Raw genomic sequence first — 12022 nt, 5'->3', positions numbered from 1 at the left:
CCATGCACCGCCCCGCCATCGCCCCCATCATCGCCCTTCTCACCGCGACCCCGGCCACCGCGCAGATTGCCGCCCCGGAGCGACAGGCGATCCTTGCCGACGTCGACGCCCGCTCGCCCGATCTCGCCAAGACCGCGCTCGCGATCTGGAACGCGGCGGAGGTCGGCTACCAGGAAACTAAGAGCAGCGCGCTGCTCCAGGCCGAACTGAAGCGCGCCGGCTTCACCGTCACGCCGGGCGTCGCCGGCATGCCGACCGCCTTCGTCGCCAGCTTCAAGCGCGGCGGCAAGGGGCCGGTGATCGGCATCCTCGCCGAATATGACGCCCTCCCCGGCCTCGCCCAGCGCGCCGATACCAAGCGCGATCCCATTCCCGGCCAGGCCGCCGGCCACGGCTGCGGCCACAACATCTTCGGTGCGGCGTCGGTCACCGCGGCGATCGCGGTCAAGGACTGGATGGTTGCGAACGCGATCGATGGCGAAGTCCGCATCTACGGTTCGCCGGCGGAAGAAGGCGGATCGGGCAAGGTCTATCTGGTTCGCGCCGGGCTGTTCAACGACGTCGACGCCGTCCTTCACTGGCATCCCAGCGATTCGAACGGCGTCAGCACTGGCGCCAGCCAGGCCAATATCTCGGGCAAGTTCCGCTTCCACGGCGTGTCGGCGCACGCCTCCGCCGCGCCCGACAAGGGCCGCTCCGCGCTCGACGGCGTCGAGGTGATGAACGTCGCGGTCAATTACCTGCGCGAACACATCCCGATGAAGACGCGCATCCATTATGTCATCACCAACGGTGGCGAGGCCCCCAACGTCGTTCCCGATTTCGCCGAGAGCTATTATTACGTCCGCCACACCGACCCGCAGGTCGTCCGCGACGTCATGGCGCGCGTCCAGAAGGCGGCCGAGGGCGCGGCGCTGGCGACCGGCACGACATCCGAGTTCGAGGCGACCGGCGGCGTCTATTCGATGCTGGCGAGCGAGACGCTGGCCAAGGTGATGGATGCGAACCTGCACGCCGTCGGCGGCCCGCGCTGGACGGCGGAGGAAACCGCCTGGGCCGGTCGCCTGCAACCGACGCTGCCGACGCAGCGGGCGCTGGACAGCGTCTCCGCCGTTGCGCCGATCTCCGATGGCGATGGCGGCGGATCGACCGACGTCGCCGACGTATCGTGGGTGGTGCCGACCATCGGCCTCGGCGCGGCGACCTGGGTGCCGGGCACGCCCGCCCACAGTTGGCAGGCGGTCGCCGCCTCGGGCATGTCGATCGGCGCGAAGGGCGGTACGGTCGCGGCGAAGACGATCGCGCTCACTGCCGCCGATCTGATGCGCAGCCCGCAGACCCTCACCGAGGCCAAGGCCGAGCTCAACCGCCGCCGCGGCCACGGCTTCACCTACAAGGCGATGCTCGGTGACCGCAAACCCCCGCTCGACTATCGCAAGACCGCGACGCCGGCGAGCTGACCGGCCTATCGGGCCGGCAGGTCGGGGAGCGCATCCGCCAGCCGCCCGAGAAGCCGCGTGGCGAGCGCGGCGTTGCCCGCCGCGTTCGCCAGACCATAACACGGAGCGGGGTGACCTCACCGCCCGCGGACACGGTTCCGACGCAGGACGGGGCGCAACATCAGCGGCGTATCACGCCGGTAGAGGTGGCAACGTGGCCGTCACCTTCGCAATGTCGGCGCGCAACGCCGCCAGCTGGCGCAGATTGTCGTCGCGCCCCACCGCTTCGATCAACGGGTTATGATCGCCCGGCCGCACCCCCTGCCCGTCAAGCACGGCGAACCAGCTCGCGTCGCGGAACAGCTCGTCACTCGACAGCACGATCCGGCCCGAAGCACGGAAATGCGCGATCTTCTCGGCGAGCGTATCCGGGATCGCCATGGCCTGCCGCTCCTGCCACATCGGCTCGGTACGGCCCATCGTGGCGTGATAGTGCAGGATCAGGAAGTCGCGCACGTCGAGCATTTCCTGCCCGAACACGCGGTTGAACTGTCGCGCCAACAGCGGTGAGCAACCGGCCCCCGGGAACAGCGACAGCAGCTTGGCGATGCCGCTCTGGATCAGGTGGATGCTGGTTGATTCCAGCGGCTCCAGGAAGCCGCTCGACAGGCCGATCGCGACGACATTGGCGCGCCACGCCTCGCGTCGCATGCCGGGCGTGAAGCGGATCAGGCGCGGATTGGTGAGCGGCGGCCCGTCCATTCCGGCGATCAGCGACGCGCGCGCCGCCTCTTCGTCCTGAAAGCGGCTCGCGAAGACATAGCCGTTGCCGACCCGGTGCTGGAGCGGAATGCGCCAGCGCCAGCCCGCCTCCGCCGCAGTCGCACGGGTGAAGGGCGTGCGGCCGACCTCCGCCGCGCTCGGCGCCGCCCAGGCCCGATCGCAGGGCAGCCAGTGCGACCAGTCGTCATAGCCCACACCCAACGTCTCGCCGATCAGCAGGCCGCGCAGCCCCGAACAGTCGATGAAAAGGTCGCCGGCGACGACCTGTCCATCCGCCAGCGTCAGCGACCGGACGTATCCGCTGTCGTCATGCCGTTCGACCGACGCGACCATGCCCTCGATCCGGGTGACGCCCGCGCGTTCGGCGAGCCCGCGCAGGTAGCGCGCGTAGAGCCCGGCATCGAAGTGATAGGCATAGCCCAGCGTCGACAGCAGCGAGCGTCGATCGGGCACCGGTCGCGTGAAGCGGCCGGCGCGCGCGGCCTGCGCGGTCAACGAATAGGCTTCGGTGGACGCGGTATCGCCATCGGCGCGCGCGCGGATGAGGCGGTGGAGGAACATCGCGCCGTCGCCCGGCGGCCCGAACGTGCCGAAGGGGTGGAAGTAGCGGCTGCCCTCGCCGTTCCAGCCGACGAACTCGATGCCGAGCTTCACCGTCGCCTTGGTCTCGGCCATGAACTGCCGCTCGTCCAGGCCGATGATCTGGTTGAACCAGTGGATGGTAGGGATCGTCGCCTCGCCGACCCCGATCGTCCCGATCGCATCGGATTCGACCAGGGTGATGGCGACCCCCTGCCCCGCCAGCGCGCGCGACAACGCCGCGGCGGTCATCCAGCCCGCCGTGCCCCCGCCCAGGATCACGATCCGACGAATGCGTGTGTCGCTCATGCCGCCGAGCCTATCCGATCGGGATTGTGTCGGCGAGCGTCATCTCCCCGTGCAGGCCACCGCTGTTCCGGTCGGTCGGCGCCGCGCGAGATAGACCGTGCTCCACAATTGCGCCGCGTTGGATTCATCGACATCCGCGCCCGCCGCGCCGAACGGCACGACACTGTAGCGGCCATCGGCGTAGCGCCACGACCACAGCTCCGAACTCTGGACGCTCTTCGTCGCATCGATCCCGTCCCAGAGGCAGGATTGCGCGCGGGTCAGCTGTGCGCGGACGTCGGCCGGCAGATCGCGCCGTTCGAGCTGCCGCGCCAGCCCGGCCGCGACCAGCGCCTGCTGCCAGCTCCACACCACCGTGCCGTGATAGGCGTTGGGCGAAAATTTCCGCTGGATCGCCGCATCGGCAAAGGCGGGATTGGCGACGAGCATGCCCGCTCCGGTACGCAGCCCCGCCGGGAACGCATCGATGAAGCCGCTCGCCATGACGCGCAGCGCGTCGGCCGACGGCGTTTCGAACAACAGGGCAAAGCCCGGATCGCTGTTCTGCACCGGAATCGGACGCCCCTGCGCGTCGAGCGCGATCGCCGGGAAGCGGACCGGCGCATTGCCGATTGCCGCAAGCGCGGGCGCCGCGGCCACGCCGATCGTGCCAGCGTAGCGGCTCACCGCCTGCCGTGCCGCGGCGGCGGGCAGCGTTACGTCGAACAGCGGCGGGGCCTTGGCACGCCACACATCGGCGACCGCACGGGCGCCCGCGAACGCCGGCGCGTCGCTGGCAGCCCGATAGGGACGGAGCAGCCCGCTCGCCTGCAACGCCGCGGCGGAATCCAGCGCGGCGGGGACCAGCACCGCGTTGACGTCATAGGGGATGCGCCCGCCCGCCAGCCCGTCGTTGCTGTCGCGCCATTCGCCGGCATCCATGCCGGGCTTCAACGCGATCAGTTTGCCGGCGACGGGATCGCTGGCGAAGGGCGCCGCCTGCTGCAGCACGAAGCGCAGGTTGCGCACCATACGCGCGCCCATCGTCTCAGCCCCGACGCGCTGCGCCAGAAACGCCGCCGCCCGCGTCCGCCCACGGGCATCATCGAGCAGCCACGCCCGCGCGACCGGGGCGAGCATATAGTCGCTGTCGACCATGTTGTAATTGTAGACCGGCGCGTCGGACAGGCTGCCGTCCGCCTTTTGATGATCGAGGATCGCGAACTCGCCGATATCCTCCTCATGCGCCACCTCGCCCTGCGGCGACAGGCGGGCGAGAACCGAGGCCAGCCCCGTTTCCACCGCTGCGGGTTGCAGCGCGGGCATCAGCAGCCGGACGGACATCAGCGTGTCGCGCCCGAAATAGGTGTCGAAGCGCCACGACCCCGCCAGATATTTCTCGGCATAGCTGAGGAAGGTCAGCGCGTTGCGCGCACCCGGATCGGGCTGGGCCTTGGTATTGAGCAGGTCCGCGCCGCCACGCGGGGGCAGCGGCGTCTCGCCGGTCAGCGCGGTGACGGCGAAGCGGATCGTTCCGTCCTTGCCGGCAAGGATGGCGCCATCCTTGATCGCACCGCCGGTCACCCGCATCGCTAGGTCGTACCCCGCCGCCCCGTCGAGCCGATCGCGCGACCAGCGGATCGTGTCACCGGTCATCCGTGCCGGCGTCAGCACTTCGGCGGGTGCCTTGCCCAGCGCCTGATAGTCGCGCAGCACACGGATGCTGGAAAGCACGGCCTGGCGCGGCACCAGCCGGTCCGCCGCGATCGTCGCCACGAAGCGTACGCCATGCAGCGGGCGCCCCTTGGCGTCGCGCACCGTCACCGGTTGCGGTTCGCCCTCCAGCCGCCATTCGGCGTCCTTGGCCAGCGGTTCGAACCAGAGAGCGGTGCCGCTATTGCCCGCCGGAAAGGCGACGAGCAGGCGGGGTTGCTTGCCCGATCGCAGCACGACATGCGCCGCGACCGGGCCGGCGCGCGTGAAGCTGTTGACGTTCAGCCCCTCACGCACCGCATAATGCTCGACCTGAGCAGGCGCGGCGCCCGCCCCGGTCAACACCAGGGCCATCGCCAGACCGAGCGACAGCCGCAACCCCGCCTTCACCCTCACAGCTTCAGCGTCGCGCTGAACAGCGCGTTGCGACCGACGATCGCACGACCGTAGAAATAGCCGTTGACGATCGTCTGCGTCTGGCCCTGCCGCGGGTTGCCTTCGGTGAAGCCCTTCGTATCGGTCAGGTTGTCGACGCTGACCGACAGGTTGAGCCGCGGCGTCGCGTCGATGCTCGCACCGACCGAGAAGACGCTATAGTCGGGCAGCGCGATGCCGTTGCCGCTGTCGGCGAAGATCTTGCCGATATACTTCCAGCGACCATAGATCTCGCCCAGCCCGCCCGGCAGGATGAACGACGGCGTCACCGTCAGCAGCTTCTTGGGCGTCCGCTCCGGCGTGTTGCCGTTATATTGCGGCTGCGCAACGCCGTTGAAGCGCAGGTTGCTGAGCTTGGGGTCCTGATAAACGCCCTGCACATCGACGCTGAAGAACTGCACCGGACGCAGCGTCGCATTGACCTGTACGCCATTGGTGAAATTGTCCGCCAGCGCATTGCTCGCCTGTGCCGGGTTGGCCGGGTTGATGAACTGGTAGTTCTGATCGCGGAATTCGGTGCGGAAGCCGATGACCGAGGCGTTGAAGCCCCGGGCATTGAACCGCACACCGCCTTCATACAGCGTCAGCCCGGTCGGTGCGTGCGTACCGCCCGTGTCGCCGCCGTTGGTCTGGAAGCCATGCGCACCGCGCACGTACAGCGCGACATGGTCGGTCAGCTCATAGTTGATGCCCGCGGTATAGGCCCAGTCGGAGTAATTCGCTGTCTGGCGTGTGTAGGTGCCATTGAACGTGCTGCCGACATTGTCGTAGATACCCGGCGTGCCGGCCGGGACGAGCGCGTTGGTCCCGGCGGTATTGCCGATATCGACGCGGACGTGCTGGTGCTCATAGCGCGCACCGAAGTCGATGTGCAGCTTGTCGCCGATCGTCAGTTCGTCGTTGAAATAGGCCGAGAGCGACGTGACCTCGTCGTTGAACAGACCCTGGCCCCAATTGCCGTAATTGACCATGCCGTTGTTGGTCAGCGATCCGATCACGCCGCCCCCGGCGTTCAGCGCCACCATGTCATAGACGTTGGAATCGTTGCGCACGTCGTTCAGCACCGTCGCGACCGCCGACTGGTTGTTGCGACGGCGTACGTTGTACACCATGCCGCCGACGGTCAGCGAATTGTCGATATTGCTGCCGCCCGCATCCCACTTCACGCCGAAGTCGCTGCCGAAGTCCTTGGTCGCGAGCGTCTGGTGGTTGAGCACCGTCTGCTGGAGCAGGCCGTTGCCGTTCAGCGCGTTCAGCGTCGCCGTATCCGACGCCGCGATCACCTGGCCGGTGCGGATGTTGCGCAGGCCATATTGCGCGGTGTTGGGGAAGCGCGCCGCCGCCACCTGGAAATAGGTGAGCGTCGAGCCATTGAGCGGCGTCAGCCCGGCGAGCGGCGAGACGGCCGGATTGAGGTAGTTGACCGCCGAGGTCAGGCCCGCCGTGCCCGATCCGCTGCCCGGGAAGATGCCGTTGAAATCGTACGATCCGTCCAGATAGCGCGCGCGACCGAACAGGCGCAGGCTTGGGGTAACCGGCACCTCGACATCCATGCGATAGGTCGTCGACTTGACGTGGACGCCATCGGCCGAGCTGAAGCGGCGCAGGCTCTGGCCCGTCGCGGGCGCATTGGGCACGAGGAACTGGGTGAAGCCGCGCCCGCCGACGTCGTCGCGCTTCAGGTCCAGGCTGGGCACGCTGCTGATCGTGCCGTCGGTCGCGACGCGGAACGGCATGTCGGCATAATAGGGGAAGTGCTTGTCACCATGCTTGACGGTGAAGCGCACGAAGCCGCCACCGGCGAACTGCTTCTCCAGCATCGCCTTCACGTCATAGGCGTTGAAGGTGAACGGCGTGCGCCGCACGCCGCGCTGCGACGTGACATAGCCGCCGACGTTGAACGCCCAGCCATCCGCGATCGGCGCGGAGAAATAGCCGTCGGCGCGCAGGTCGCCATAAGTGGTGCCGGTGTAGCGGACCATCGCGGTCGCCTTGTCGTGATCGGGCTTCATCGAGATGAAGTTGATCGTCGCACCCGCGCCGTTCGGCGCCAGCACCCCCGACGTGCCGCCCTGCACCGCTTCCATGCGCGCGATCGTGATGTCGTTCTGGAAGTAGAAGTCGGCACCGCCACCGCCGTACAGGATCGGCATGCCGTCCTCTTCCAGCGTGATGAAGCTCTGGCCGCCACCGCGCAGGCCGCGCACCGAATAATTGTTCGAGATCGGACCCGCCGTGCCTTCGACGAACACGCCCGGCACCAGTTCGAGCGTGTCGGCGGTGGAGCGCGGCGCCTTGCGCAGCAGGTCGGCGGCATTGACCAGCGTCACGTTCGACGACGAGTTGAACAGCGTCCGCTTGTCGGAAGTGTTGCCGGTGACGATGATGTCGTTCTGCGGGTTGTCGTCCGCGGCGGCGGTGTCGGCGACCTGCGTGGGGTCGGCGCCGGTCGGCGCGGCGGTCGTCTCCTGCGGCACGCCATAGCTGACGGTGCGCGGGGCGGCCCCCTGCGCGCCCGCGGCGATCACCGCGGTACGGCCGTCGAACGAGACGAGGCGCAGGCGGCTGGTCGCAATCAGGCGACGCAGGCCTTCCTGGATGCTGAGCTGGCCCTTCACCGCCTCGACCGTCTGGCCGCGGGTGACGTCGCTGGGCGCGAGGATCTGGATGCCGGCCTGCTGCGCGAAGCGGACGAGGCCCGTGGCGGCGGGCTGGCGCGGCACGTTGAACGTGCGGACCGCGGGCTGGGCGGCGACGGCAGGCGTCGCAATCCCCGCGGCGATCGCCGCGACCGAAACCAGAGGCAGACTGAAGATATGACCGGTGCGCATGGAACCCCTCCCTGAAACTGTGTCCGCGCTTCGCATGGCGCGTGCCCTCAAGGATGTATTGCGGCCCTATTTCCGTCAGTGGTGGACGAATTATTTTGCGGGGACGATCCGCGTTACCTCACCGCCGCCGGACAGGGTGTGCCGTTCGACGCGGCCGCCGACCATCGCCGCGCTGGCGTTGGCGAACCCTTCCATGTCGTAGGTGCGGAACCAGCCGACCACGCGCCGGCCGGCCAGCGCCGGCGCCACCTCCAGCCGATCGCTATTGTAGCGGTTGAACTCCGCGACGGCGTCGCGCAGCGTCATGTCGTCGAGCACGATGCGCCCGTCGCGCCACGCCAATTGCTGGTCCGACGTCTGGGGGGACACCGTGCGCACCGCGATCCGCTCGCTGGCGTCGATCGTCGCGGCATGGCCGGCGCTGACGTCGATCGGTGCGACACCGCTTCCCTCGGTCCAGATGCGCACGATGCCCTTGGTCACCACGACCCGCGCCGCATCCCCCTGCCGCCGGACGTCGAAGGCGGTGCCGACCGCCTGCACCCGCACCGGACCGCTCGCCACTACGAAGGGCCGCTTCGGATTGTGCGCGACCTGGAACCACGCCTCGCCGCTCGCCAGTTCGACATTGCGGCGCGCGGGCGTGAAGGCGACGCGCAGCGCCGTGCCGCTGTTGACCACCGCGACCGATCCGTCGGCCAGCGGCATGCGCCGGATCTCGCCGAGCGCCGTGTCGATCCGCGCCGCCCGATCGGGCCATAGACCGATGCCGACACCGGCGACCAGCGCCGCCGCAACCGCCGCACCGCCCAGGCGCCACCACCGCCTGCGCGATGGCAGGGGTGCCTCGTCCTGCGCCTCCTGCTCGATGCCGGACAGCGCGCGACCACGGTCGAGCAGGCTCAGCGCCGCCTGCGCGCGAAGCAGCGCGCCGCGGTGGCGCGGATCGTCCTGCAACCAGGCGGCCAACTGGGCCTGCTCCGGCGCATCGAGCCCGCGATCCAGCGCGGCCGCCCAGCGGCTGGCGGTTTCCGCGATCATCGCCGCGTCTCCCCGTCGCGGCCGCGCGCCCGCGGCACGGCCGCCGGTCGGCGGCGACGGATCGGCAGTTCCGCTTTCTCTTCCTCGGTCAGCTGTTCGAGGATGCGGCGCAAGCCCCGCGCCACGTCATTCTCGACCACCGTTTCCGATATCCGCAGCCGTGCGGCGATATCGCGTTGGCCGATGCCTTCGATCTTGCGCAGGCGGAAGATGGTGCGCGCGCGATCGGGCAGCGCATCGATCAGTCGCTCGATCCGCGCCAGCGCATGACGGCCGGCGACGATCTCCTCGGGCGATCCGGCGGGTTCGGGCACCAGTTCCAGCTCGGCCAGCCCGCTCGCCGCCTCGATGCTCACCACGCGTTCGCGCCGGATCTGTTCCAGCACCACGTTGCGCGCGGTGCGGAAGACGTAGCGCAGCGGATCGTCGATATGATCGAACCGGTCCAGCCCGCTGATCCGGCAATAGGTTTCCTGCACCACATCGTCCACGTCCACCGTCGGGAAGGCCGCACGCAGCCAGACGCGCAACCGCCGCTCATGCGGCAGGATGTGACGACCGACCCAGGCAACTAGCTGATCCGAATGCACGGCTTCTCCCCGACACCCCTAGATGCAGCAGCGCGCACTTTCCGTCGATGGCCTGTCGCAATTGCCGCCGGACATATCGGAAACCTGTCGTCGAGTTCACTTGCCTCGGCCCCGCGCCGCGCCGCATCCTGCGCCGTATACGACGCTGGAGGACAGTTCGAATGCGCAAGGTCCTGATCACGGCACTGACGACATACGGCATGGCCATCGCGTCGCCCGCGATGGCGGCGCCCCGCGCGACGGTGGCCGACGGCACGCTGCCCATCACGATCGACGGCACCGGCTATCAACTCGCCGCGCGCGTGTACCGACCGGCGGGGTCGGGGCCCTTCCCGCTGGTCGTGATCAATCACGGCACGCCGCCCGACAAGAGCAAGTTCCCCGGCGTCGAGCTCGGCTTCGTCCGCGCCGCCGCGTGGTTCGTCGACCATGGCTATATGGTCGTCACCGCGCTCCGCCCCGGTTTCGGCACGTCGAGCGGATCGTATCTCGAGGCCGCCGGGCGATGCCAGGACGAGAATTACGTCGCCGCGGGAGAGAAGACCGCCGCGGTCGAGCGCGCCATCGTCTCTGCCGCCGCAACGCTGCCGGGTGCCGACCCCACGCGGATCGTCGTGGTCGGCCAGTCCGCCGGTGGCTTCGGCGCGGTCGCGCTCGCCGACACGCCGCCGCCGGGTGTCGTCGGCGTCATCAGCTTTGCCGGCGGGCGCGGCGGCGACGGCAAGGAGCATATATGCGGCGGCGAAGACCGGCTGATCGCCGCCGAAGGCCATTTCGGCGCGGGCAATCGCGTGCCGCAAGTGTGGCTCTACGCCGCCAACGACCATTTCTTCCGCCGCGATCTCGCCCACCGCATGTACGCGGCCTATGCCAGTGCTTCGACGCCGCCGGTCACCTTCGTCGGCCTGCCGTCCTTCGGCGACGATGGCCACAAGACCTTCGCCAAGGCCGATCCGTCGGTGTGGGAACGGCCGGTCTCCGCGTTCCTGAAGCGCGTGATGCCGGCGGGGCGATAGCGGCCGCTACAGATATTTCAGCCAGGCGATGTCCCGCCGCCGCGCCTTGAACCGCGCGAACCAGGCCGTCGGCAGGTAGAGCGGCACGATCAGCGCGACATACCACAACAGCACCCAGCCGTAATCATCCACGCCGAACGTCGCGCCATGCGTCGCCCCCCAGATCGCGAAGGCGCTGTGATAGAGCAGGCGCAGGACGGTGAGGTGTAGCAGGTAGAAGAACATCGGCGCCGCCCCGAATACCGCGAGTGCCGCAACCAGCCTGGTGCCGTCCAGCCGGTCGAATGCCGCGAGCAGCAGCGCGCCGCAGCCGAGCGTCAGCAGCAGGAACAACAGCGAGGGTGGATATTTGGTGAGCGCGAAGACGCTCATCCACGTCCGCATCGCATCGCCCTCAACGACGAACCACGGCGCATCGCCATAGACGTTCGCCAGCCGCAGCGCCGCGAACAGCAGCAGCATGCCGCCGCCGGTCATGACCAGCCGCCGGCGACGGGCGGCCGCGGGTACGTCGCCGCCGAACCACGGCCCGATCGACCATCCGAGCAGGATGACGCCGATCCACGGCAGCACCGGATAGGTCGTCTTGGCGACCAGTCCGAACGGCAGCGCGATCACGTCACGCTGGTGCAGCATCGCCCACAGCGGGAACAGCGGATCGCCGGCACGCAGATGAATGGGATCGAGCAGATTGTGCCCGCACACAATTCCGAGCCCCACCGCCAGCAACACCCGGCGCGGCAGACCGATCAGCGCTGCGAGCACGATCATGCACACACCGATGCATCACATCACCTGCAGCCAGATCGTCGGACTCGCGACGCCCCAATACAATTCGGACAGGTAGAAGACGTCGAGCGCCATCAGCACCAGCCCGCGCTTGACCAGAAACGCGCGCGTCTCCGCCAACGTATGCCGCGTAGAGAACAGATAGGCCGACAGGCCGGTCAGTACGACGAACACCGGCGCGCACAGGCTCGCCGCCAGCCGACCCAGATACAAAGCGGGCAGCATCACCCGCGCATCGACCGGATCGGGCACGGGAACGTGCAGGAACCATGTTTCGCGTAAGTGATCGAGCAGCATCACCAGCATGACGAAGCCGCGCAGCGCGTCGATCCCCTGCAATCGCAGGCGCGCCGCGGGACGAGCGGCGCGCCGCTCCCCCGTGTCCGCCACCATCGTCGCCGTGGCGGGCAAAGCAGCCGTCATCGTCGCCAGTCTCCGTGGGTTCGCTCGGTGCGCACGACCACGACGATGCGGCGCAACGACCGATGCCCTTTGGTCGATCGCGGCATCCGGCACAA

Annotated in this window: 7 protein-coding genes and 1 pseudogene; 2 read left to right on the top strand and 6 right to left on the bottom strand. The window is 68.7% G+C overall.

Translation table 11 applies throughout. The features are described 5' to 3' along the window. Positions 1-2: 2 nt before the first annotated feature. Entirely contained in the window at positions 3-1460 is a 1458-nt protein-coding gene (locus tag GGR47_RS08975) for an amidohydrolase (protein ID WP_147035167.1), read from the top strand. A gap of 171 nt (positions 1461-1631) precedes the next feature. Here GGR47_RS08975 and GGR47_RS08970 read toward each other — a convergent pair whose 3' ends face one another. The 5 genes from GGR47_RS08970 to GGR47_RS08950 form a co-directional block, all read right to left on the bottom strand. Further along, on the bottom strand, positions 1632-3110 hold the full coding sequence (locus GGR47_RS08970; RefSeq protein ID WP_183949514.1) for a tryptophan halogenase family protein: 1479 nt from the start codon (positions 3108-3110) through the stop codon (positions 1632-1634). Positions 3111-3149: 39 nt separating this feature from the next. Further along, on the bottom strand, positions 3150-5198 hold the full coding sequence (locus tag GGR47_RS08965; protein ID WP_147036646.1) for a glucosidase family protein: 2049 nt from the start codon (positions 5196-5198) through the stop codon (positions 3150-3152). Then, complete coding sequence (locus GGR47_RS08960; RefSeq protein ID WP_147036645.1) at positions 5195-8068, bottom strand: TonB-dependent receptor; 2874 nt, start codon at positions 8066-8068, stop codon at positions 5195-5197. The genes GGR47_RS08965 and GGR47_RS08960 overlap by 4 nt, the downstream gene beginning before the upstream one ends. Before the next feature lie 90 nt (positions 8069-8158). Beyond that, positions 8159-9109, bottom strand: coding sequence for a FecR family protein (locus tag GGR47_RS08955; RefSeq protein ID WP_147036644.1), 951 nt, complete (start codon positions 9107-9109; stop codon positions 8159-8161). After that, on the bottom strand, positions 9106-9699 hold the full coding sequence (locus tag GGR47_RS08950) for an RNA polymerase sigma factor (RefSeq protein ID WP_226341845.1): 594 nt from the start codon (positions 9697-9699) through the stop codon (positions 9106-9108). Before GGR47_RS08950 ends, GGR47_RS08955 begins: the two co-directional genes overlap by 4 nt. Before the next feature lie 161 nt (positions 9700-9860). Between GGR47_RS08950 and GGR47_RS08945 the strand changes: the two genes are divergently transcribed. After that, positions 9861-10715, top strand: a complete 855-nt coding sequence (locus GGR47_RS08945) for an alpha/beta hydrolase family protein (RefSeq protein ID WP_147036643.1) — start codon at positions 9861-9863, stop codon at positions 10713-10715. Positions 10716-10721: 6 nt separating this feature from the next. Here the strand turns inward: GGR47_RS08945 and GGR47_RS08940 are convergent. Beyond that, positions 10722-11915, bottom strand: a pseudogene (locus GGR47_RS08940) (acetyltransferase domain-containing protein). Positions 11916-12022 lie beyond the last annotated feature (107 nt).

The sequence above is a fragment of the Sphingomonas aquatilis genome (assembly GCF_014196115.1).
Lineage (GTDB): Bacteria > Pseudomonadota > Alphaproteobacteria > Sphingomonadales > Sphingomonadaceae > Sphingomonas > Sphingomonas aquatilis.
This window is presented reverse-complemented; position numbering and strand designations above follow the sequence as displayed.